General features: G+C 32.8%; 18 protein-coding genes, 1 pseudogene and 2 CRISPR repeat arrays. Of the genes and pseudogenes, 14 read left to right on the plus strand and 5 right to left on the minus strand.

The window, feature by feature from the left end:
* Positions 1-52 precede the first annotated feature (52 nt).
* The 9 genes from mutL to ACONDI_RS05460 all read left to right on the plus strand — a co-directional run bounded on the left by mutL (position 53) and on the right by ACONDI_RS05460 (position 10248).
* Positions 53-2035: a DNA mismatch repair endonuclease MutL gene (gene mutL / locus ACONDI_RS05420; RefSeq protein WP_241080465.1), complete on the plus strand. Its 1983-nt coding sequence runs from the start codon at positions 53-55 to the stop codon at positions 2033-2035.
* Between the two features lie 10 nt (positions 2036-2045).
* Positions 2046-3005 (plus strand): tRNA (adenosine(37)-N6)-dimethylallyltransferase MiaA, encoded by a 960-nt coding sequence (gene miaA / locus ACONDI_RS05425; protein ID WP_241080466.1) that lies wholly within the window; start codon positions 2046-2048, stop codon positions 3003-3005.
* Between the two features lie 312 nt (positions 3006-3317).
* Positions 3318-3611 (plus strand): hypothetical protein, encoded by a 294-nt coding sequence (locus ACONDI_RS05430; protein ID WP_241079175.1) that lies wholly within the window; start codon positions 3318-3320, stop codon positions 3609-3611.
* Complete coding sequence (locus ACONDI_RS05435) at positions 3608-5617, plus strand: insertion element protein (RefSeq protein WP_241079176.1); 2010 nt, start codon at positions 3608-3610, stop codon at positions 5615-5617. Before ACONDI_RS05430 ends, ACONDI_RS05435 begins: the two co-directional genes overlap by 4 nt.
* Positions 5618-5790: 173 nt before the next feature.
* Positions 5791-6507, plus strand: coding sequence for a hypothetical protein (locus tag ACONDI_RS05440; protein ID WP_241079177.1), 717 nt, complete (start codon positions 5791-5793; stop codon positions 6505-6507).
* A gap of 78 nt (positions 6508-6585) precedes the next feature.
* Positions 6586-7644, plus strand: a complete 1059-nt coding sequence (locus ACONDI_RS05445; RefSeq protein WP_241079178.1) for a leucine-rich repeat domain-containing protein — start codon at positions 6586-6588, stop codon at positions 7642-7644.
* 93 nt (positions 7645-7737) lie between these two features.
* Positions 7738-9417 carry a leucine-rich repeat domain-containing protein gene (locus tag ACONDI_RS05450; protein WP_241079179.1) on the plus strand — a complete coding sequence of 560 codons (1680 nt, stop codon included), beginning with the start codon at positions 7738-7740 and terminating at the stop codon, positions 9415-9417.
* Between the two features lie 239 nt (positions 9418-9656).
* On the plus strand, positions 9657-9896 hold the full coding sequence (gene hfq, locus ACONDI_RS05455) for an RNA chaperone Hfq (protein WP_241080467.1): 240 nt from the start codon (positions 9657-9659) through the stop codon (positions 9894-9896).
* Between the two features lie 73 nt (positions 9897-9969).
* Positions 9970-10248, plus strand: a complete 279-nt coding sequence (locus tag ACONDI_RS05460) for a hypothetical protein (RefSeq protein WP_241080468.1) — start codon at positions 9970-9972, stop codon at positions 10246-10248.
* On the opposite strand, the gene ACONDI_RS05465 is transcribed toward ACONDI_RS05460, so the two are convergent.
* Positions 10249-11784, minus strand: coding sequence for a recombinase family protein (locus tag ACONDI_RS05465; RefSeq protein WP_338086484.1), 1536 nt, complete (start codon positions 11782-11784; stop codon positions 10249-10251).
* Positions 11785-11981: 197 nt separating this feature from the next.
* Between ACONDI_RS05465 and ACONDI_RS05470 the strand changes: the two genes are divergently transcribed.
* The 4 genes and pseudogenes from ACONDI_RS05470 to ACONDI_RS05485 all read left to right on the plus strand — a co-directional run bounded on the left by ACONDI_RS05470 (position 11982) and on the right by ACONDI_RS05485 (position 15927).
* Complete coding sequence (locus tag ACONDI_RS05470) at positions 11982-12149, plus strand: hypothetical protein (RefSeq protein ID WP_241080469.1); 168 nt, start codon at positions 11982-11984, stop codon at positions 12147-12149.
* 65 nt (positions 12150-12214) lie between these two features.
* On the plus strand, positions 12215-13855 hold the full coding sequence (locus ACONDI_RS05475; protein ID WP_241080470.1) for a radical SAM protein: 1641 nt from the start codon (positions 12215-12217) through the stop codon (positions 13853-13855).
* Between the two features lie 51 nt (positions 13856-13906).
* Positions 13907-14566, plus strand: a pseudogene (locus tag ACONDI_RS15810) (AAA family ATPase); the annotation flags it as partial.
* Positions 14567-14580: 14 nt separating this feature from the next.
* Positions 14581-15927, plus strand: a complete 1347-nt coding sequence (locus ACONDI_RS05485; RefSeq protein WP_241080471.1) for a methionine gamma-lyase family protein — start codon at positions 14581-14583, stop codon at positions 15925-15927.
* A gap of 139 nt (positions 15928-16066) precedes the next feature.
* On the opposite strand, the gene lexA is transcribed toward ACONDI_RS05485, so the two are convergent.
* Positions 16067-16741 carry a transcriptional repressor LexA gene (lexA, locus tag ACONDI_RS05490; RefSeq protein WP_241080932.1) on the minus strand — a complete coding sequence of 225 codons (675 nt, stop codon included), beginning with the start codon at positions 16739-16741 and terminating at the stop codon, positions 16067-16069.
* Positions 16742-16971: 230 nt separating this feature from the next.
* Between lexA and ACONDI_RS05495 the strand changes: the two genes are divergently transcribed.
* Complete coding sequence (locus ACONDI_RS05495; RefSeq protein ID WP_241080472.1) at positions 16972-17421, plus strand: LysM peptidoglycan-binding domain-containing protein; 450 nt, start codon at positions 16972-16974, stop codon at positions 17419-17421.
* A 493-nt stretch (positions 17422-17914) separates the two neighbouring features.
* Here ACONDI_RS05495 and cas3 read toward each other — a convergent pair whose 3' ends face one another.
* From cas3 to istA, 3 genes are all read right to left on the minus strand, one after another.
* Positions 17915-20041, minus strand: coding sequence for a CRISPR-associated helicase Cas3' (gene cas3 / locus ACONDI_RS05500; RefSeq protein WP_241080473.1), 2127 nt, complete (start codon positions 20039-20041; stop codon positions 17915-17917).
* A gap of 126 nt (positions 20042-20167) precedes the next feature.
* Positions 20168-21042: direct repeats of the CRISPR family, unit length 29 nt; unit sequence TTTTATATCCCACTAAGTTCAGATAAAAC.
* Between the two features lie 58 nt (positions 21043-21100).
* Positions 21101-21823: an IS21-like element helper ATPase IstB gene (gene istB / locus ACONDI_RS05505; RefSeq protein WP_241079666.1), complete on the minus strand. Its 723-nt coding sequence runs from the start codon at positions 21821-21823 to the stop codon at positions 21101-21103.
* Complete coding sequence (gene istA, locus ACONDI_RS05510) at positions 21820-23316, minus strand: IS21 family transposase (protein ID WP_241080933.1); 1497 nt, start codon at positions 23314-23316, stop codon at positions 21820-21822. The genes istB and istA overlap by 4 nt, the downstream gene beginning before the upstream one ends.
* 201 nt (positions 23317-23517) lie before the next feature.
* Positions 23518-24000: a CRISPR direct-repeat array (repeat unit 29 nt; unit sequence TTTTATATCCCACTAAGTTCAGATAAAAC).
* The last annotated feature ends 148 nt before the right edge of the window (positions 24001-24148 follow it).

A 24148-nucleotide genomic window follows, 5' to 3' on the forward strand; every position in this document is an offset into this window, starting at 1 on the left:
AAATTGTTTCATCTAAATTTAGTGAAATAGTGGTTATTAGGAGGACCTTTCAATGCGTGTACAAGTTTTAGGTAGTGAGATAGCTAATAAAATTGCTGCAGGGGAAGTAGTAGAAAGCCCTTCATCAGTAATAAAAGAACTAATTGAAAACTCTTTGGATGCAAAGAGCAAGACTATTAAAATATACCTTAAAGAAGCTGGGATTGAAAAGATTAGAGTTATTGATGATGGCGTGGGGATTCATCCCGATGATATTGAACTTGCCTTTTGTCGTCATGCTACAAATAAGATTAGCGATGAAAATGACCTTAATAATATAACGACCCTCGGATTTAGAGGAGAGGCTCTAGCCAGCATTTCCTCAGTAAGTAAAGTAGAAATCAAAAGCAAACAAAAAGATAAAAAAGAAGGTGTAAAGGCGATATTTGAAGCCGGAGAACTTGTAAAGAAAGAGCTTTGCGGTGCACCTGATGGGACAGATATTGAGGTCAATAGTTTATTTTATAATACACCTGCCAGGTTTAAATTTTTACGAAAAAAACAAAATGAACTTGGCTATATAACTGATATTGTAAACAAGCTATCTCTTTCTAATCCCGATGTAAGTTTTACCCTGGTTCATGAAAATAGGCAGATCCTAAAAACCAGCGGCAAAGGTGATCTCCTTGAAGTGATAGCTTCAATATATGGGTTTCAGACGATAAAACAGATGCTTGAAATAAAAAATAATTTACAGAGTGAAGATGGTAAAGGTGATAATGGTATTAGCATAAGAGGTTTTATATCAAAACCTGAGCTAACCAGGGCAAGTAGGAATTATCAGACTTTTTTCGTTAATGGTAGATATGTAAAAAGTAAAACTCTAACTGATGCATTAGAAGAAGGTTATAAAAGGTTTTTGCCAAAAGGGCGTTTTCCAATAGCGATTATCAAAATTGATGTACCTTACGATCAGGTTGATGTAAACGTACATCCCGCAAAACTGCATATTAGGTTTGATAAAATTAAAAATGTCGTAGAAACTTTGAAAAAAACTATATATAATGAACTATCCGAGAATGAATTGATTCCCCATATAAGACCGCATCAAACAAATAAGAAAAAAACACCCAAAATAGAAAGAGTAAAAAAAGAAGTAAGAGATAATGAAAAAAATAGAAAGTATGATGAGAATGATATAGAGCAGCATAAGCAGGGTATTATTGAAGAAGAAATTTTCAATAACGAAAAAAAACAGAAAGACCAGAAAGGCCAGAAAGGCCAGAATGAGCAGGATGAGCAAAATGAACAGAGTCATGATTTAGATCCAAGTATAACTGAGGGTATAACTGTCAGAGAAGAACCAGCTTCTTATGATTACGATCACGATTATCATGATTATAATCATGATAATGAATACAATGAGCTTAACTCTAAATCTGTAGATTTGCTTGATGTTCCGATAAAGGATTTTAACATTATAGGCCAAGCTTTTGTTACTTACTGGATAATTGAAAAAGGTGATAAGCTATATTTTGTTGATCAGCATTCTGCCCATGAAAGAGTTAATTATCATAAGCTGCTTACAGAACATAGAAAAAACTCTGTGATAAGTCAAAATATAATTCCTTTTACCCTGGAAATAGATAGCTCTGAGCTGTTAATAGTAGAAAATAACCTGGAAAATTTGAAAGAAGTTGGATTGGAACTTGAAATTTTTGGGAACAATACCCTTTTAGTTAGATCGGTGCCATATGTGGTTAAAGATATTTGTGATGGCAGTTTTGTTAAGGACTTTGTTATGAGCTTGGCATCTATGTTAAAAGAGGAATCGGGTGATATTTCGCTAGATAAATCTAGGTTGGAAGAAACACTGATATCCATTGCGTGTAAGAAAAGTATTAAAGCCAATCAAAAGCTAAATAGAGCAGAGTTTGAAAATTTGATATTAGAGTTAAAGAGTATACCAAATCCCTATACGTGTCCTCACGGAAGGCCGACAATAATTAAATTTACTAAGTATGATATTGAAAAGTATTTTAAAAGGATAATGTGAGGTTTAAAATATGAGTGAATACAGAGACACAAAAAGTCCAATTAAAAATCCTCCTATTATTGTGATAGTTGGACCAACAGCAGTTGGTAAAACGGAATTAGCTATATCTCTTGCCAAAAAGATTGATGGCGAGATAATCTCAGCAGATTCTATGCAGATTTATAAAGGTATGGATATTGGCACGGCAAAACCTTCTAAAAGAGAACAAAATAATATCACTCATCATATGATAGATATGACAGAGCCAGATCAAGATTATAGTGTGGCAAAGTTTAAAAAAGTGGCCCAAGATATTATAAATGATATTGTCGTTAGAGGTAAGTTTCCAATAATAGTTGGTGGAACGGGTCTTTATGTCAATGCTTTAATTTATGATTATTCTTTTGAAGAATTACCTCGTGATTCTGATTGTCGAGAAAAATTAAGAAAAAAGATAGAAATAGAAGGGCTGCATAAGCTCCATGAAGAACTTACAGATGCTGACCCAAAGGCTGCAGAAAGAATTCATCCAAATGATGAGAAAAGAATTATTAGGGCTCTTGAAGTCATTTATACTACCGGAAATCCTATTTCAGAATATCAAAAAACTCAAAAAGAAAGTCCCTATAATACTTTAATGATAGGATTAACAAAAAGTAGAGATGAACTATATGATAGAATAGAAAAAAGAGTTGATAAAATGCTTGAAAAAGGTCTAGTTGATGAAGTTAAAGATTTACTTGCCAGAGGATATAATAAAAATATGACTTCTATGCAGGCCCTTGGTTATAAGGAGATTGTCGAGTATCTGCAAGGTGAAGTTACATTTGAAGAGACTATAAAGCTAGTAAAGAAAAGAACTAAACGATTTGCCAAACGACAGTTAACCTGGTTTAACAGAGATCAAAATATTACTTGGTATAATCTAAGCTGTACAAATCTTTTTAAGGTGGAAAAAGATATTATTAGAATGTTGCAGGAATATTTTTAACGATATAGAATAGAAGGATGTAGGGTATAGAGTAAGGGGTTCGATTTTGAAGTTGAAAATTTAAAATCACAAAGTAAATCACAAAAAAGTAGCAGTTAAATCACATGATTTTAACTGCTACTTTTTACTATTATAACAGGAATTAATATTATAATAACTTAAAAATCACAAATTTTTCACAAGATAATACACAATAGAAATAAATATTTCTGACGTGAATTTTTTGTGATTTTTAATGTGAAAATTTCGTTAAAAAAGTAAATATGGTATAATATAGGTGATAGGACAACCTATAAGGGAGAGCTGTTATTAATGGGAATCAGGTTTTTAAAGCCTCGAAAAAAGAATACTACAAAAGTAGAGTTAGAATTGCCAAACCACTTGGTTAAGTTATTAGAATTATATGCAAATTATTGTAATCGTAGTCGTGATGAAATAGTAGAGCATTATTTAGAGGAGATTTTAAAAGAAGATAAAGATTTTATTCAGTGGGGTAAAAATAGAAGGCATAATAAACTTTTTAAAAAATATATTGAAGAAGTTTCAACAAGTAATACGGATAATATAACTATACTAAAAGAAGAAAAGGAAGAAGATAAGGCATGAATTTTTATACCCGTATTGCTAATAAAAGAGACCAAATAGTAGAAATAGATACTCCTGTTTCTGAAGATAAAGTAGATTTAAGACAAGAAGATTATGAAAAGATGTCAAGAAAAGCTTTTAATAAGAAACATAGACTGTTTTTAACAAGAGAACAATTTACACCAGTGAAATTAAAGTATAAAGACAAAACTTACCCCCTTCAGTTAAATCATTGTAATAATCCATTTTGTCGGTGGTTTGGCGAAAATCAAAGTGAAATTTCTAGATTAAGCACTAGAGGTAGAAAACGCTACAAATACAGGATTGATGGAGATTGGGAAAAAGAAGATAGAGGTAGAATGATTATTTGTAACAATGATCCCAATGTACCAGGTGCTTATGGTAATTGTGCAACTAGACCTGTATCTAATTGGAGTGCAGCAGAAGAAATAAAGCGATTAGTAACAATAAACACACCAGTTGATATTGAGCCAGAATATAAATATCATAAAGATTCTTGTAATAAGCCTCACACAAACCCTTTTGATAACCCTGAAGATTTTCAGAAATATGGCAAAAGCAAATATAATTCTCAAAGACTTCGCTGTAAAGAATGCTACAAAATTACTACTCTGATGCCTGAACGTGAAAAAGCCTTTACCTATCACCAGCAGCGAAGTGAAATAGTGCCAACCTTAGCATCAATGCTAATTAATAGAGTACCAGTTAAAAGAGCTTGTGAGATTCTTAATATTAGCTCTCAGACTTATTATGACAAGCTAGAATATGTATATCTTAGATGTTTAGAATTTTTAAGCAAATTTGAAACTAATCCATTATCTGATAAGTTTTTTGATAAATTATGGATTAACACTGACATGTTTATTTACTATTTAAACAACTCCCGTCATAAATTAAAAGGAAATAAAAGAAGAAATAGAGTGACTAAAGAAAGTTTTAAGCGAATGGAAACAAATTTGATTGTATCTGGCGATATTCATTCGGGATATGTTTTGCGAGCAGATTTGGCTTATGATTGGGATGCCACTAGAGAAAAATTATTAGCTGACACTAAAAAATATAAATGTGATCATATGGAAGAAAGTGAAAGAAAAAATGCCAGGCTAGAACATTCATATTTCCCTCAACCGCCTACAAAATTTGATAAAGAAAATTTATCAAATATAGATGAAGAAATAGAAAAATACAAACAGGAAAAAAAGAATTTTGATACCAGATTTGATTATGTTAGTGGCTTACATGTGTCCCCTAGATATACTGCCATAGCCCATTTTTGGCTGCTGAAAAACTTATTGAACGTAAAAGATTGGTTTTTCATAAACGATGATGATGGCAGCTTAAAAAATAGTATCTTTCGAGTATTTAAGGATGAAATTAAAAATGGTTATGCTAATTATTTCCTGTGCCAAGTTGATCATGATAAACAATTAAGTCAAGCACTTAAGGAACATCAAGAATCCAAGATTGAGCTAAAGAACTGGAGAGATGAATGTGGCCTTTCCAAAAAGCTTTCTATTTGGCAAATAGCTCAAGATTACTTGGAACATCAGCTTGAGCATCATAATTTCTTTGAAGAGTTCTTGGATGATGATGGGAATAGTCGGATAGTTCGTGCTGGTAATCCTGTTGAGCATCCATTAGCTTCCCCCGATGCAGGATATAGAACTATAGATGTTTTAACTGATTTATCTGGACTTAATAACAAGCAATTAGCTAAATTATTAATGCAAGTTAATAGCCGAGTTACAGATAATTTTATCCAGGAATTACGTCGTAGAGTTTCAATGTTAGAAAGACCCCTGTTAACAGCTAGGGCTCATAGAAAAAGTTATATTTATTCTAATTACAACCCTAAATATGCTCAATACCTGGCCACAATTTTAAGGACATATTATAACTTTTGTGATGCTAAAAAAGATAGAAAAGGAAATTTAACTACCCCTGCTATGAGAATTGGCATAGCAGATAAAGTTTTTGATTGGAATGATATATTATATTTTAAGTAAAGTGTTAAAGGATTTTATTACTAAAGAAAGAAGCTATTAGGGAAGATAAGATTATTGCTGTTCCTTAATTTAACCTAGGTTATGAAGAAAAATTAGATGAAAATTAGTTAGCATGATATTTTATAGTCCGATTTGGACTTAATTTTTTTGAAAAATTAAAGTGAGGTGGTATTTTGTCAGGAAAGAGATTATTTCATTTATTATTGATCACATGCTTATCTGTTTCAGTAGCTTTTATGACAGGTTGTACTCCAGAAGAAAAAACAGAAGTGGAGCACTTAAAAAATGAAAAAGAACAGACAAAAGAAGAGTTTAAAGATGAATTATCTAGAAAAAAGTCTAGGATAGAAGATCTAGAACAAGAGTTAGAATCGAAAGAGCGTCAACTTAATAGGGCTGAATTTTATTCAGATGTTTTGCTTGAAATGGCTCAAACTGAAGGTGTAATGGCTCATGAGGTGTTATCGGAGGGAAAAATTAACGAACTACAGCATGAAAGTAATTTGTGGGATGGTACACTTCAGGTTGATGTTTCAGAAAATGATAAAAGTAAAGAAAAAGAATTTTCAAGCAATGGAGAGATAACAATTGACAGTTCTGAATTTGTTTTACATTTTTCAGGGAGTATAGATCCAGCATCTAACGCTGATTTTAGTGCTCACGGAATTGGATCATTTGAAAATTGGTTATATAACTTAAACGATATTGAAATTTTGGATGAAGAAAAAGTCTATGATGAAGAAGCTGCAAGTGGAGCAACTGGATTTGGGATAGGTTATGAATTCGAAGATATTTCAGACGGTAGTAGTATCGAAATAGAGATAACACCAGAAGTGAAAGATTATTTTGAATTGGATACAACAAATTTGATCATTAATGTTGAAAAGTAGTTATGGGCAGTTTTAGACTGTTAAGATTTTCTTGTATTAACAGAGTATATTTTAGAGAGTCAGAAGCGAGGTGGTAGTTTGTCAGTAAGAAGGTTATTTCATTTATTATTGATTACATGCTTGTTTGTTTCAATAGCTTTTATGGTAGGTTGTGCCACTGAGTACGAAGTAGAGGTACAGGCTGATCCTGAAAAAGCAGGAAAAATTGAGGGCGAAGGAACTTATGAAGAAGGTGATGAGGTTGCAGTTGAGACGAACCCTAAAGATGGATACGAATTTAAAAAATGGGAAAAAGATGGAGAAGAATTAAGTCAAGATCAAGAATATAAATTTGAAGTTAAAGAAAACAAAAAATTAGTTGCTGAATTTGCAGAAACTGTAGACATTCCAGATGAAAATTTAGAAGCAGCTATTAAGCAAGAATTAGGTGTAAATCAAGTGACTAAAGAAAATATTAAAGAGTTAACATCTTTGGAGGCGAGAAGAGAAGGGATTAGCGATCTGAATAACTTGGGAAAGGCAGAGAATCTTAAAAACTTAAACCTTTCGGGCAATAAAATTCAAGATATAACCGCTTTAACTGAACTTACTGGACTAGAGAAGTTAAACTTAAACAATAATGAGATAACAGATATTAAAGCACTACATGAGTTAACAAATCTTAAAGAAATCAACCTTGCAGGAAATGAAATCGATGAGATAAGTTTTTTGGGAGAATTAACCGATCTCGAGGAACTTTCTGTGAAGGATTTGATATTGGTTGATTTTGTCCAATCTCCTGGAGATGACTATATAACTTATAGGGTAAAAAGCCCATTACCCTTAACTGTCGATGTTCAGGTAGTAAACATAAATGAAGATTTAAGCGTTGAACAGGTATTTGAACCAAATAGTGTTACTGATCGGGGCGAGCTTTATAGTTTTACTGAAGCGTCTTCCTATGAAGACCCATTTGTTCAGCATGTTCCCAAAACACATCCATTTGACGTTTATAAAGACCATGAATGGGAAAATACAGAAGTTTTAAAAGTTGTTGTTCGTGAAGAACTTGATGAGGGTATGGAAGGAGAACACAAACCATCTGGAGAGTATAAATTTGATTTTAAAAACAGAGAGATTATTGAGATTAATGATTAGTTCTTTATGAGGAAGTTTACAATTCATGTATAGTATCTGATTTATGTCCCTGTCACAGGGTATATTTTAGAGAGTTAGAAGTGAGGTGATAGTTTGTCAGTAAGAAAATTGTTTCATTTATTATTGATCACATGCTTATTTGTTTCAGTAGCTTTTATGACAGGTTGTACTCCAGAGTACGAAGTAGAAGTACAGGCTGATCCTGAAGAAACAGGAGAAATTAAGGGCGAAGGCACTTATGAGGAAGGTGAAGAGGTTACAGTAGAGGTTGAATCTAAAGAGGGTTATGAATTTGAAGGTTGGTATAAGGGTGAAGAAAGAGTCAGCGAAGCTGAAGAATATGAATTTGAAATTGAAGAAAACAAAGAATTAGTTGCTGGTTTTGCTGAAATTGTAAACATTCCTGATGAAAACTTAGAGGCAGCAATTAAGGAAGAATTAGGTGTAGATCAAGTGACTAAAGAAAATATTGAGGATTTAACGGTCTTGGATGCAGTTGGTGAAGATATAACTAACATCGAAGGAATTGAGCATGCAGTCAATTTAGAAGAACTTGATCTTGGTAGGACCAATATAAGAGATGAAGGAATAGAGCAACTAGCAGAAGCTGATGATTTAGAAGAACTTAATCTTTTTCATACCAATGTAACAGATAAAGGAGTAGAAAATTTGGCGGAAGCTGACAATTTAGAAGAGCTTGATCTTAGTCATAACGAAGTAACAGATGACGGGGTAAAACAACTAGCAGAAGCTGATAATTTAGAAGAGCTTGACCTTCGTCATACCGAAGTAACAGATAAAGGAGTAGAACATCTGGCGGAAGCTGATAATTTAGAAGAACTTAATCTTTTTTATACCAATGTAACAGATAAAGGAGTAGAACATTTGGCAGAAGCTGACAATTTAGAATATCTTACTCTTCCAGGAGTTCGAAGAGTTGCAGGAGGAAAAAACGAATCCGAAGTAACAAATGTGAATCCACTGGCAGAAGCTGAAAATTTAGAAAAACTTGATCTTAGAGGAACCGAAGTAACAAATGAAGGAGTAGAATACCTGGCAAAAGCAGACATATTGGAAGTGCTTGATCTCGAAGATACCCAAATAACAGGTGAAGTAATAAAACATCTATCAGAAGTTGAAAATTTAGAAAAACTTAAGCTTAGCAGAACTGAAGTAACAGATGACGAGATAAAAGACCTGGCAAAAGACCTGGCAGAAATTGATAATTTGGAACACCTTGATCTTAGAGGAACCGAAGTAACAGACGTAAACGCACTAGCAGAAGCTGATAATTTAAAAGAGCTTTATATTGGCATAGCAAAAAGTGAATGGTTACATTTCACCGAAGTAACAGACGATGGGGTAAAACAACTACCAGAAAATGATAGTTTAAAAAAGCTTGACATTAGCGGAACCGAAATAACAGATGAAGGAATAGAACAATTAGCAGAAGCAGATAGTTTAGAATATCTTAATCTTGAAAGAACCGAAGTAACAGATGAAGGGATAAAACACTTGACAGAATTTGATAATTTGGAACACCTTAATCTTAGAAGTCTTAGAAGAACTGAAGTAACAGATGAAGGAATAAAACACCTAGCAGAACTTGATAATTTAGAAGAGCTTAGTCTTCATGATACCGAAGTAACAGATGAAGGATTAGAATACCTGGCAGAAGCAGATAGTTTAGAAGAGCTTGATATTAGAAGAACCGAAGTAGAGGATGAAATAATATCCAAATTAGAAAATGCAGGTATTGATGTCACATATTGATGTAAGAAAAGACTTAACTTAGGAATGCGGGGAAGATTGTCTGATTTATGTGTCTTAAATAAAAATGGCAGTTCTCATTTATCAAAATGAGAGAACTGCCATTTTTTTTAGTGTGAAAAATTTGTGATTTACCATGTGAATTTTTTGTGATTTCGCCTGTGATTTTCGAATTTCAACTTCAAAATCGAACCCCTTAGGGTATAGAGGGGCTTATTATTATTTTAACGGAGGCGATAATTTTGACAAAGGGTAAAAACAACACCATTAATCTCCAGGATAATTTTTTAAACATAGTAAGAAAAGATAAACTCAATGTTACTATTTACCTTGTAAATGGTTTTCAATTACGTGGCACCGTAAAAAGTTTTGACAACTTTACTGTTATGATTGAGTCAGAAGGTAAGCAGCAAATGATTTACAAGCATGCTATTTCTACCATAAAGCCTGCTAAAAACGTAGATATTTTTTCTGATGAATAAACCTGAAGGGTAGCAGTTAAAACTGAACTACCCTTCTTAAGCTTACTAAAATTAACAATAAGGTGGATTTTGGATGACAGAGGTTAAGGTTCAAATTAATGGCAAAAAGACTAGAGAAAATCCTGGACGCCCCGTATATTATGATGGAGTTAATCAAAGATACAAGAAAGTATTAACTGAATTAGATGAGCTTGTAGGTTTGGACCAGGTTAAAAACAAAATAAAAGAGATTTGTGCTTTGATTGAAATTCAGTACAAACGCCAGGAAAAAGGACTTGTAAGTGAACCTCAATCTCTTCATATGATATTTAAAGGTAATCCTTTTTTTACAGTAAAGTTAAAAAATAATTAATTACTTAGAAATAGTAAAATAGTTTGGATTAAGCTTGTAGCTGGTTATTTGATTTTCCATAACCTTAATTTCATAAAATATAGTGCTAAGTATTTTATGGGAGTTATTAATACTAAACTTGTATCTATTCTCTATAACATTCTGCTCTTTTTTGAGGCGATTTTTTGCTTGATTGAGTTCCTCAAGATTGATGATGCCATTTTCATATGCTTTTAACTGTCTAGTGAACTTTTCATTTATAAGTTTCATATTATGCTCAAGTGCTTGGCTTTGTAATTTTTTTAGCCTTTGTATTTTTTTGTGGTTTTTGGTATTATAATTAAGGTTTTTGTTTGGGTGCTGGTTAATTTTTTTTAGATAGTTTATTAATGTGGTACTATCCTTATCTGCTTTTTCTAAAAAAATATAATTGAACTTACATCTGCCGTTTTTTTGGTAGTTAGAGCAAACAAATATCCTTTTATCTTTGTTTGGGCCTTTGGAGCTGTATTTTCTTGTGGTCATTTTGGAATTGCAGTATCCGCAGTATAACATACCTGACAAATTATATTTAGGTCGATTTTTGCTTTGAGCTTTTTCTTTGATTGTTCTATTATTACTGGTCATTGAATTTATTTCTTTTACTCTTTTATTTATTTCTTCCCACATTTTAGGGGTAAAGATCTCCTCGTGAGTGTCTTCATGTACTATCCATTTACTTTTTTCTCTGTATCTAAGCTTTCCTTTTTTATCGTAATATCTTCTGTTCCATAATGTAACTCCGGTATATATTTCGTTTGTAAGGATGTTTTTAACTGAGGCTGGACTCCAGTTATTGCTCCGTTTGGTTTTGACATTGTTTTCATTTAACCATCTAGCGATATCCCTGTAACCTTCCCCTGCAACAAATTTTTCGGCCATTTTTTTGATCCAGTAAGCTTCTTCTTCAACTATCTCTAATCTCCCTGTACTCTTATCTATGCTGTAGCCAAAAGGTGGTACTGTCAGATAAAGCCCTTTGTTTTCAACTATATTGTCCATATTGGACTTAACACTGTCAGCTATCATTCTCCTTTGAAACTCTGCAAAAGCAGATAAAATATGAAGGACCATCCTACCTACCGGAGTAGAAGTGTCAAAATTAATAGTAGGGCAAACAAAAGTTGTGTCGTGTTCTTCACACATTTCAATGAAATTTAACATATCTATCATATTTCTTGACATTCTATCCACTGCCAAGGTGCCAACACGTTCAATTTTGTTTTCTTTAATTAAGTTAATAAGTTCTTTTAGCTTTGGCCTATCTAGATCTTTAGCTGAAAAACCCTCATCTGCAAAGACTTCTGTATTGTTCCAGCCATTTAGCTCAAAATATGCCTTAAGCTTACTTATCTGATGTTCTATAGAATAACCTTCCCTAGCCTGCTCCCGGGTTGAAACCCTTGCATAAATTGCATTTATCCTGCTGTTACTAATTTTATCTATAAGACTTTCCTCCTTAGAGTAGCTTAATAAAGAGGCAAAAATGCTTTTCGATAAAATTTTATCGGTTATAATTTTGAAATATGATTACAACTGAAAATAATTTTAGCTACCTGGATTTATATTAATATTACCACCCATATATTTGTAATATAAATAATTGTGTAAAATAAATAATATTGATATAAGAAGGTGTATTTAAAATTTCATATGAATTATCAGGTTAGTTTTATATTGTTTAGTTATGGGGTTAGTGTTTGCGAGGTGTTTTGATGCTTGATAAAGTATATATATATGATGAGATAAGTGGAGCTTGGAAGTCTCTAAATTTGATTTCTAAAGAAAGGCGTTATAAAATAACTGAAAGTATAAATAAAATAATAAATGAAACAATTGATAATGAAATAGAAAAATTAAAAGAAGATAATCTTGATAATTAAACTCATATGACTTTTTCTAGTTGAATCAATTTTAATAGTACTTAGTTAAATGGGGGATATGAAATTTGGACAAAAAAATTGTACTTATAGACGGTTATGTAGACGAGCCGTCATGCTTAGGGGTACCACCTTATATATCACCGTACATAAGATATACTTACGGGGCTTTACTTGATTTGGGTATAAAAGAAGAAAAAATAGATTATTACTTGATAGATGTAGTAAGGGAAAATATGAAAGAGTATATTGATAAGTTTAAAAGTGCTGATTTTGTTATAATTATTGCTGGTACTACTGTACCTGGCAAATACATGGGCGGAAAACCTATTTCTCTTAAAGAGGTAAATAATATTTCCAAGCAGATATTTAAGGATACGAAAACATTATTAGGTGGTCCTGTTTTATTAACCATTAAGGACACATCGGCCTTTGCTAATATTGAGGTTAGTGGATTTTTGGATGAAACAGGAGCTTTGGGGATTTATGAGTATTTGTCAGGACAAAAAGCAGAAAATGAAAAGATAAACTACTGGGCAAAACTTGGTTCTAAGATAACAAGAAAACACCCAAATTACCCGGCTATTGTATGTGAGATAGAAACTTATAGAGGATGTATAAGACCTAAGAGCTGTAAATTTTGTAGTGAATATCTAAAGAAAGTTTTGTACACCAGGCCGTATGATGAAATAGCCAAAGAAGTAGAAGCTTTATACAGTGAAGGAAATAAATATTTTCGCATAGGTGCTCAAACAGATTTATTCATGTATGGAGCTGATTATGAAAATGGTATACTTACGCCAAAGCCTCAGATAATACATAAACTATATTCTGACATTAACAAAAAAGCACCAAATATATCAGTGCTTCACATGGATAATGTAAACCCGGCAACTATTGCTGATTTCCCTTCAAAATCAGAGGAAATAATTAAAATAATAACAGATTATAATACACCCGGTGATACTGCTGCATTTGGGCTAGAATCGGCTGATCCAAAGGTGTTAAAGGCAAACAATGTAGGAACTTCTCCAGAGAAAACAAAAAAGGCCATTAAAATAATGAATGAATTAGGTGGGTTTAGAGAAGATGGTATCCCTAAACTTCTACCTGGACTTAATTTTTTGCATGGTTTAAATAACGAAGATGAAGAAACTTATGAGTTAAATTTTAACTTTTTAAAAGAGCTCCTTGATGAGGGGTATTTACTTAGAAGAATTAATATTAGACAGGTGATACCTGTCCCTGGATTTGAAAAAAATAAGGTGAATGAGTACAAATTTAACAAATACAAAGAAAAAATTAATAAAGAAATAAACAAGCCGATGTTAGAAAGAGTTTTTCCCACGGGCATTATTATGAAAAATGTTCTTATAGAAAATGTGGAAGGAAACATATCATTTGGGCGCCAACTTGGGACTTATCCTATTTTGATTGGTGTGCCAGGTGTACATGAAGTAGGAAGATTCATTGAAGTTAAGATTATAGAACATGGTTATAGATCTATTACAGGATTAAAATACCCTTTTAATATTAATGAAGCTAGCCTTGAAGAGCTTAGGGCACTCCCCGGAATTGGCAAAAAAAGAGCCTCTAACTTATTTGTTAAGAAGCCTTTTGAAGACTTTGAGGAAGTTAAGAAAAGTTTGGACGATTCTTTTAACCCGAAGGAACTAGAACGGCTAAAAGGTTGTTTGGATGTATTCTAAAACATCTAATTAAACAGATAGCATTATATTAAATTTTTAACCTGTGTATAAAAAGGTAATCCTGGTACGGGTAAAACTTCTGTAGCCCGTATACTTGGTAGGATATTTTCTAAACTATCCTATCTCCCAAAAGGGCACTTGCTTGAGGTCGAAAGGGCAGACCTGGTGGGAGAATATATTGGTCATACAGCCCAAAAAACAAAAGAGCAAATAAATCAAGCTCTTGGCGGGATTTTATTTGTGGATGAAGCTTATTCTCTTGCCCGCGGTGGTGAAAGGGACTTTGGTAGAGAGGCTATTGATACCCTTGTTAAAGCTATGGAAGATCATAAAGATGAGTTAGTGGTGGTTCTTGCAGGCTATAGAGATGAAATGGAGTTTTTTTTGCAGTCTAATCCGGGGCTAGATGGCAGATTTCCAATAAAAATTGAATTCCCGGACTATACTGGAGAAGAGCTGTTTCAGATTGCAAAAAGCATGTTTGAATCTAGACAGTATATACTTGATAATAAAACTGAAGAGACACTTAATAGGATTTTGTCTGATAGGAGCCTTAGAGGAAAGATAAACTTCTCTAATGCCAGGCTCGTTAGAAACATGGTGGAAGCATCTATAAGGCGTCAAGCTCTAAGGCTTATGAATAAGCCTGAAATTACCAGGCAGGACCTATTATATATAACAAAAGATGATCTGGTTTTTAATCAAAAATAATTGGAGTGATCAATATGGATTTTAATACTTATCAAAAACTTTGGAATATCAATGAAGATCTCGCTAAGCTAGGACAGGAGGTTTATGATTCTCTTTCGGACAAGTTTACTTCTATAGATAAAACAATTGTAAGTAACCAACTTAGAGCTTTGGCTTCATTTCAAAATAATAACTTATCTGAGCAGCACTTCTATGGAACTACTGGGTATGGCTACGGTGATATGGGGCGTGAGCTGCTAAACAATGTAATGGCGGAATTGATGGGTACTGAGGATGCTCTAGTAAGTGTATACTGGGTATCAGGAACCCACGCTATTTCAGATTGTTTGTTTGCTCTTTTAGATGGTGATGATGTCGATAATGATAAGGAAATTTTGCTTTCAATTACTGGTAGACCTTACGAAACACTCAGTAAAGTTTTGGGTTTAAATAAAACAAATGACAACGACGAAGGATCAAATTATAGAAATACTAGTAGAAGATTAAACTATAGGGAGATATCTGTTTTTTCAGAGTCAAATAATCCTGGTGATAATAACTTCTGTGCAGATTCTCTAGATAACGAAATTAATCTAGATTTACTAAAAGAAGAACTTACGACTTTGAAACCAAAAGTAGTATTTATTCAAAAGTCAAAAGGATATAGCTGGAGAAAAACTCTTGTTAAAAAAGATATGAAGGAAATAATTGATACTGTCAGGACTTATTCTCCATATTCAATTATTTTTGTAGATAACTGTTATGGTGAATTTGTTGAAGACATAGAACCGGGATCTTTAGGTGCGGATTTGATAGCTGGATCTTTGATCAAGAACCCAGGAGGTGGCCTTGCCCCGACGGGTGGTTATGTTGCAGGTAGAGAACATTTGGTTAATAGAGTTTCAGAAGAATTGACTGCGCCGGGGCTTGGCAAGGGAATGGGAGCTACCCTAAATACAAATAAAGATGTAATACAAGGGTTATATCTAGCACCAAAGTTTGTTGGTGAAGCACTTAAAGGGGCAGTATTTAATGCTAAACTTTATAGTAGACTTGGATATGAGGTACTTCCTGGTATAGATGAAAAAAGAGGGGATATAATCCAGGCCATCAAATTTTATGATAAAGAAAAATTAATTGGATTTGTAGAAGGGGTTCAAAGAGCCGGAGCTGTTGATTCTAGTGTGACACCGGTACCCGAAAAAATGCCTGGCTATGACTCAGAAGTTATAATGGCGGCAGGAACTTTTATTCAAGGTGGTTCTTTAGAATTAAGTGCTGATGCTCCGGTTATACCGCCGTATATAGCATTTTTTCAAGGAGGACTTACTTTATCTCATAGTATACTTGGAAGTTTGCTTGGTGCAGAGTATGTAAAATAATTGGCTTATTAAAGGTTATTTAACAATAGATATTGGAAAGTTTATAATAATCCGGACAGGGCAAAGCAAACTTTTATAAGCAAAAACACCCCAAAAGGTTTAAATATCTAAAACCAAAGGGGTGTTTTAAAGTTTCTAATTAAAATTTTCTATATAGCCCTACAACCTTACCTAAAACCTTTACATCTTTTGAGTAAATAGGCGAATGGGAGGGGTTTTCAGGTTCTAAACGTATAGTGCTGTTTTCTTTGTAAAAACGTTTTACTGTAGCCTCATCTTCAAGTAACGCTACGACAACTTCTCCATTATTTGCGCTTTCTTGCTTTTTTACAACAACTAAGTCTCCATCATATATACCCGCATCAATCATGCTGTCTCCCCGGACTTTTAACATAAAACCTTCCTCCCCACTTGCCAAAAAGTCAAAGGGTAGGGGGTAGTAGTCCTGGATGTTCTCTTCAGCTAGTATAGGCATTCCTGCTGTTACTTGGCCAACCAAGGGAACACTTTGATAATTTTTAGGTATAGGAGAGTTATCTCCAGTGTAAGTGTTAGTAGGTTTGTCATTTGAATCTTCCAATACACTAGATTTTTTCTTTCTAGATCCAATTACTTCCATGGCACGAGGTTTTGTGGGATCTCTCCTAATATAACCAAGTTTTTCTAGTTTTGTAAGATGTGAATGAACTGTTGAAGTTGAGCTCAATCCTACTCCTTTGCAAATTTCCCTAACTGATGGGGGGTAGCCAACTTCGTTAATTTTATCCTCAATGAACTTAATTATTTCTTTCTGTCTTTCAGTCAACATAATAATCACCACCCAAAATTTTAAATTAATTTTTGATATATAATTAATTTTTTCCATTTTGATATCATAATTATAGCATATAAGACAAGCTAAATCAAACAAATGTTTTAAAAACACTTGACCGACGAACAATAGTTTGATAAAATTTAATTAGAAACCAAACAAAAGTTTGACTAAAAGCCAAGTTTTAAAGTTAGAGAACACAATTTATAAAATTAATATGGTGGTGTAATAACATGGATAAGCTTAATTTAAGTAAGGGAGTAAAGGGTAAAAGAGTTCTGAAAAGGAAAAATAATAAAGTTGGAAAGAAGATAAAAGTTAATAAGAATAAAGTAAATAAGTTATTAGGAATATTTGTAATACTAACTGTTATATCACTAACAGTTTTAGCAGCAAAACATAGTACAGGTATTGCATTAGCTTTTTTTGAAAAAGAAGATCAAAACGAGGAAATAAAAGAAGTTGCTTCAACAGATAAATCAGCAGGATTTGATTTAGAGCCAGACGAGTCAGAAGCTAATGAAACTACAATAGTTCAGGACGGCGATACATTATGGAATATTGCTAAAGAATATAATGAGAATGATACGGACTTAAGAAAGTTTGTTTACAAAATAAGAGAGTTAAATAACTTAGATGACGCAATGTTATATCCAGGTAAAGAATTAAAAATTCCAAAATAATAAGTACTATTAAATTTAAAAGAGATCTTCGTTTAATTATTGAAAGAAAGGGTGAAGGGGTTATTTAAACCTCTTTTTTTATTATAAGCAACGTCCGATAATATATCTTATGTAAACTAGGGAATAAAAAATTATGAGGGAGGTAGGTTTGTTAAGCCTAAATATTATAATATCGCTTTGATTTTTTGATTTCTGGTTATAATTTTATTATTTAAACAAGATTTAAATATCTAAATTTATTTTTTTGATAATTACCGATAAACGATTTATTTAAAAGATTTATTTTAGATAGATTTATTTATGACTGTATTTTTATAATACTCTTATATTTTTATTTGCTGAATTTAATTTTTTAAGCTTATTGGAATTTTTACTAAAAATTTGCCTATACTATACCCCTCTTAAGAAAACTAATCGGCCTTCTTGTCCAAATGTGAAAGCCATATTTTTTTGATTTATAATATAAAAGTGTTATTAGACACAAATTTTAATACTATAAAATCAAACCACTTTTGTCTTGCTCGTAATAGTAATATTTAGAACTTGGAAGTCTAAAAAGGTTTAGATCTTCGTCAATAAGTTCTTTATTGATAAGCCTCTTATCTTGTTTGTAATCTGTACTAAAATCTTGGATGCTAACAGTTTTCATGTTTATAGTTCTTTTTAAATCTCGTTTGTTGTTTTCATCTGAAGTTGTCTTTAAATCTTTTATTAATGATTGTACTTCTTTAGTAAGGTATTCTGGGATAATATTTATAGTTTTAAGTTTACGGAGTCTCGTTTGGGCCTCTCTTTTTGACATTTCTTCTTTATAAATATTTTCATATAAATCATCCAACCATCTAAGTGTTTCATTAAATTGGGTTAGAAATTTTGTTTTTTCTTGTTGTTTTAGGGTTTCTACAGAGTAGAGTTTATCAACTAAGTCTATTTTAATAGTTTCTTCTAAATCAGACATGCCGTCTAATAATTCAATACTTTTATTTATTAAAAATTTGTCATATACAGTTCCATAGCCAGAGATATGATTCGTAAAAACTTTGACATTAATTTTATCATCTTCAATTGGTCGACGCCTATAGCAACGACCTAATCGTTGAAACAAACTATCTAAAGGTGAAGCTTCGGTAAATAGAAAATCAAAATCTATGTCCAAGCTAGCTTCTACAATTTGAGTTGTGATCCATATTCCATTTTGATTTTGACCTGAGAATTTTATGATTTTACTTTCAAGTTCACTTCTATGTTCCATGGTAAAGCGTGAATGTAATAAATTGGCTCCTTCTTCCTTTAATTTATTGTATAATTTTATAGCTGTATCGACTGTATTAACAATTACTAATATCTTTTTATCTATTGAGGCTTTTCTAATTTCTTCATCAGCATTTAAAATTGAATCATTTTCGATTTGAACACGGTGTCTTAGCATTGGAGGTTCATCAACAAATTTGTCAATTTTCATATTTGGGATTCTCTTTTCTAGCTCTTCTTTATATATAGCAGGTAAAGTTGCTGTCATTACATAAAAATTACCTCCCATTTTATTGATAAGTTCAAGTCCTTTAATTAAAAGGGCTGCTACATCAGGATCATAGGCTTGAATTTCATCGATTACAACTTTAGAATAAGCTAGTGTTGTTAAATCTCTTTCAAAACCAGGATAAAGCATAGGAAACTTCATTATTTGATCAATAGTTGAAACTGTTAGTTTTTTAGCTAACAATCTTGACTCATCATAAACTTTAGTAAAATCATCTCCATAGTATTCTAAAAAGTCCAGGCTAGTTGAATGTATTAATCCTGCTGACTTTATACCCATTTCTTTAGCTCTATGAAATATCGCATTAGAACTAACTCGTATAGGTAATGTAAAGAACAACTTGTAATTTCCAGCCCATAATAAAGCAGATTCAGTTTTCCCCATGCCTGTTTGAGCAATGGAGATTATATTATTATCGCAATTATTTTCTGCGAATTCTTGCAGTTTGTTCTTTTTGAAATCATGGCATTCCATATATTCATTAACAGCATCATAAATTGACTCTTCCCACCCACTTTCAATTTCTAAACCTGAAGATGCTGCATAATCGACCCTATGTAAAAAACCTTTTAATAATATAAATTGCTGTAAACTCTTTAATGAATTTATATGTTTTGCTTTTGAACTTAACTTTCTTATATTTTCTTTTCTTATATCAAAGTCAATTCCCATTTTTTTTACTAAATATTCTTTATTATTTTCTAACTCTTTTAGGTTATCTTTTAATTTTGCATTATTAGCTTTATCTGTTGAAACATTATGGTGAAAAGCGATAGCTAGCACCACAGATTTTTCTTCATCTTTATTAAGTCCTAAATCACTTTTTAACATGCAAGCTGACAAAAGATTGTGTGGTACCTCATCTTCAAACATTCTCTTTATATTTTTAGTGATGCGTTCTTGAAATTTTTGATTGGCTTTACCTATATCATGATAAAAAGCAGCAATTTCAAGTAGTTCGAATAATCTGTTATTAAAAATAGAGAAATTGATTAGTATTTCTTTTAATTCTTTTGCTTTTTCTTTTGCTTCTTCTGAGTGTTCTAATATGCTTTTAGTCGGATTTTTCTTTGCTAGCAAATGTCTTCTAACTCCTTTGAAAATTAATTTTTTGCTTTAATTACCAGATGATACTCAAGGTGTTAAAGTTGCCTCGCTACGTTCAAATAAAACACACTTGGTCCTACATGACCCCTGCACATTATGATTTATATCCCACTAAGTTCAGATAAAATAAGAAGTTTAAGTCTATAAACGTTTGTAGTATCGATATTAATATCCCACTAAGTTCAGATAAAACCTTTTAGTTGTATTTTCTGCTCCCCCTGTTAGTATAATTTATATCCCACTAAGTTCAGATAAAACCCCAATAGTCAGCTACCCTGTCTGCGATTGCTTCAAGTTTTATATCCCACTAAGTTCAGATAAAACCACAGGATTTCGCTTTGTTTTGTACAGGAAGTCTATTTTTATATCCCACTAAGTTCAGATAAAACCTTTTACTTGTCCATCTTCAGGATCTAAATAAGTTTTTATATCCCACTAAGTTCAGATAAAACGGTTTTAAGTCTTTGAGCTTAATTCTTCCTAGTTTTTTTATATCCCACTAAGTTCAGATAAAACAGATATAATATCATGAGTTATCATTTTTTTATATTTTTTTATATCCCACTAAGTTCAGATAAAACAAAGGCAGGTTGAACATCTGAACCTAATGCACATATTTTATATCCCACTAAGTTCAGATAAAACAAATAACATCTCTTCCACCAACTGATTCAACCTATCTTTTTATATCCCACTAAGTTCAGATAAAACCATTATTTACTCCTGCAAAATAAACACTTGACCTATTTTTATATCCCACTAAGTTCAGATAAAACCTGATTCCCAAGTTTCCTCAAATTGTACATCTCTCATTTTATATCCCACTAAGTTCAGATAAAACCATCAGTTCGACTTTGCTATCATACCAAGATGCACCACTTTTATATCCCACTAAGTTCAGATAAAACAATCGTATTCTGCTTCCATCATCATTTTCTGAAACTCTTTTATATCCCACTAAGTTCAGATGTGTTTGGCAAGATAAAATTCCCGAAAACGGCAAAAAATTTATCCAGCACCCCAATTCCAGATTTAGCAATTAATGTAAGAGTTCTGCAGCCTGTAGCTAGGCCCTGTAAATGTGATCAAATGGCTGTAGTGAACTAACCTGTCGATAATTGCACTAGTAAGCTTTTCATCATAAAATATAGTGTTCCACTTGCTAAATTCTAAATTGGTAGTGATGATTACACTACGCTTTTCGTAACAGTTTGAAATTACTTGAAAAAGAAGTTGTGCTCCTTCTGTGTTGAGGGGGATGTACCCCCATTCATCGCAAATTAACACATCTGCTTTTTCAATCTTTTTCATTAATTTATTTATTTCCCCGTCAGCTTGAGCTTCTAAAAGCTGATTGACCAAAGCTGCTGTAGTGTAAAACATAACCTTTTTCCCACGGTTACAAGCTTCAATTCCCACAGCAATACTCATAAAAGTTTTCCCAGTGCCTACAGGCCCGTAAAGAATAAGATTTTCCTTTTGTTCAACAAAACCGGCAGTCTTAAGTGTTTCCACGTCAATGCTTTCCGGCAAAGCTACGTTATCAAAATTGTAGTCCTTAAATGTTTTGAAGGTAGGAAAATTAGCCTGTTTTAAAAGGCGGTTTTTACGATTTATCTCCCTTTGTTCCACCTCCAGTCTTAAAAGTTTCTCTAAAAACTCTTCATGGGTATCTGCTTCTATTTGAGGGTAATTCTCTGGTATAGTAGTACCTAACTTAAGCTTTTTGCAGTAGCTCTCAATAGTTTCTTTCATTTCCTATCACCTGCCTTGTTTAATAGCTCATCGTAAACTGCGAAATTTGGAGTATATCCTGTCATTGAAGGTATATTATTGTTTGAAACCAGTTCGGATGGTAGAGTTATGTTGCTAGTTTTTCTAGTCCAAGTAAGCCTGATACTTTCCACATCATCTACTCCATCTTTGAGGGTTTGTGAAAGTACATCGGCTGCAGTATCCATGTCATTGTGCTCAATTATATCCTTTAATAAATGAAGTGCTTTTTTCTTTTTCGGGTAATCAAGATACTCAAGATAATCCTGCCAGGGATCGGGCAATTCTTTGTAAAAACCAGTGTATTTTAAAGCGTTAGGCCGTTTTGCTATCAGCTCTAAATAGGGATACCATTTCATTGACTCAGTTTCTTGATAGAGCCTAGGGTGTGAAACCACTTGATTATAATCTTCATCTAACACATCCACCCTATCATGGGTTAAATAAAGCCAGACCTGTTTTCCCACTAGCCGGGGAGATGTGGAATAGATCTTTTTATCTAATTCAACTTTTCCATATTTATTTGTTTTTACTTTTACCAATCGGCCAATATCAAAAGGCTTGTCCGGTAATTTAAGTAAGCAATTTTTATCCTCTTCAAATAGCTCTGCTTCTTTCTTTTGTTTTTTGTAGTGCAGTTTTTGGGCGTCGTTTTCTGCTTTTTGAAAAAGTTCTTCATTCAAATCTTCTATGTCAGATACGGAAGGAACGGGGACAAAATGATTTCGCCTGGTGAAGCCTACTTTGTTTTCCACATGACCTTTTTCATTTGATTTGCCGGCATTACAAAAGTTGTGGAGAAACCCGTAATGAAGGGCAAATTTTTCAAATTGTTCGATTAACTCTCTTTCACCTTTTTTCTTAATTTCTTTCACTGCAGCAGATAGATTATCAAACCAAACCTTTGTGGGAACACCGTTTATATATTTGAATATCCTCTGCAGCCCTTCCAACAAACATTCCTGGTTTTGGCCCCTGAAAACTTGCTCGTAAGCTACATTGCTATGGGGAAACGATAAGACTAGAGAATGCCCTTTGATTTCTTTGCCGTTTTCATAAATTAGTGACTCGCCAAAGTCCACTTGAGCTTCCCCAGAAGGATGTTCAAGGGGAAGATAAGCTTCACTATCACCAAATATTTCTCTCTTTTTAGCTGATACGTAATATCTAACGACTCTTTCAGAAACATTAAATTTTTCCTTAAATTCCTCTTTTAATCTATCGTATATTCTTTTAGCTGTATGCCGCTGTTTTACTGGAGCTTTTGTATCTTCATTTAACCACTGATCAATAGTTGGTTTAAAAGGATCAAGTTTTGAACTTTTTTTCTTTCTCCGGGGAGGACTATCATTAAAATCTTCCTTCTCGGCGTATTTTTTCACAGTTTTGAAATCATGGCCTGTTTCCCTGCTAATTTCGCTGTACTTTTTTCCTTTATGAAATGATAAGTATTTGATATTATACTGTTGAGTCATTGTCAGCATCCTTTCTTTTCCTCCTTCTAACTGTTTTTTGGTAGATTACAATTAGAAGGGTATGATATTTTTGGGATGCTGGCAATGACTTTTTTTCCAATTTTTACGGGATTTTTATCTTGCCATTTTCTCCATTTCTATTTTGCCACAAACATTCAGATAAAACCGGCCCTTTTGTGTAATTCATGCAATCCCTCCTTTTTTTATATCCCACTAAGTTCAGATAAAACAACACAACCCCAGGGCAAATGACAAAAACAATCAATTTTATATCCCACTAAGTTCAGATAAAACCAGCTCGTCTGGCCCTAAAAAACCCATCAAATTCTATTTTTATATCCCACTAAGTTCAGATAAAACCGCAAATAAGAATTAAGCATAAGGACATTGAATACTTTTATATCCCACTAAGTTCAGATAAAACGACAAAGAGAAGTGGGCCTTGCCATCAAAAGAGTGGTTTTATATCCCACTAAGTTCAGATAAAACTTGAATATGACTCCAAAGTAGTCTAATCCTAAATTTTTTATATCCCACTAAGTTCAGATAAAACCAGAAGAAGAATAGGAAATAAATTCATTTACTACTATTTTATATCCCACTAAGTTCAGATAAAACCCTGTACCTCGCCATGTTTTTACGCCTTCATAGCCTCTTTTATATCCCACTAAGTTCAGATAAAACCCCTTAATTAAAAACGATTCAACCCCCGACCATTATTGAATTTTTATTAATGGCCTTTTATAGTAATTGCTGTAAACCATCAGTAGTATTTCTAACATCTTTAACAAAAGCCTTTTAAATATTGTTATATCTAGTCTCGTTGGAATTA

Source organism: Natranaerofaba carboxydovora (assembly GCF_022539405.1).
GTDB classification, from domain to species: Bacteria; Bacillota; Natranaerobiia; order Natranaerobiales; family Natranaerofabaceae; genus Natranaerofaba; species Natranaerofaba carboxydovora.

Excerpts from the sequence above, each read along its gene's own strand:
- istB (WP_241079666.1), bottom strand. The coding sequence starts at position 21,823 with ATGAAAGAAACTATTGAGAGCTACTGCAAAAAGCTTAAGTTAGGTACT.
- ACONDI_RS05430 (WP_241079175.1), top strand. The coding sequence starts at position 3,318 with ATGGGAATCAGGTTTTTAAAGCCTCGAAAAAAGAATACTACAAAAGTA.
- mutL (WP_241080465.1), top strand. The coding sequence starts at position 53 with ATGCGTGTACAAGTTTTAGGTAGTGAGATAGCTAATAAAATTGCTGCA.
- istA (WP_241080933.1), bottom strand. The coding sequence starts at position 23,316 with ATGACTCAACAGTATAATATCAAATACTTATCATTTCATAAAGGAAAA.
- ACONDI_RS05485 (WP_241080471.1), top strand. The coding sequence starts at position 14,581 with ATGGATTTTAATACTTATCAAAAACTTTGGAATATCAATGAAGATCTC.
- ACONDI_RS05435 (WP_241079176.1), top strand. The coding sequence starts at position 3,608 with ATGAATTTTTATACCCGTATTGCTAATAAAAGAGACCAAATAGTAGAA.
- ACONDI_RS05495 (WP_241080472.1), top strand. The coding sequence starts at position 16,972 with ATGGATAAGCTTAATTTAAGTAAGGGAGTAAAGGGTAAAAGAGTTCTG.
- ACONDI_RS05460 (WP_241080468.1), top strand. The coding sequence starts at position 9,970 with ATGACAGAGGTTAAGGTTCAAATTAATGGCAAAAAGACTAGAGAAAAT.
- ACONDI_RS05470 (WP_241080469.1), top strand. The coding sequence starts at position 11,982 with ATGCTTGATAAAGTATATATATATGATGAGATAAGTGGAGCTTGGAAG.
- miaA (WP_241080466.1), top strand. The coding sequence starts at position 2,046 with ATGAGTGAATACAGAGACACAAAAAGTCCAATTAAAAATCCTCCTATT.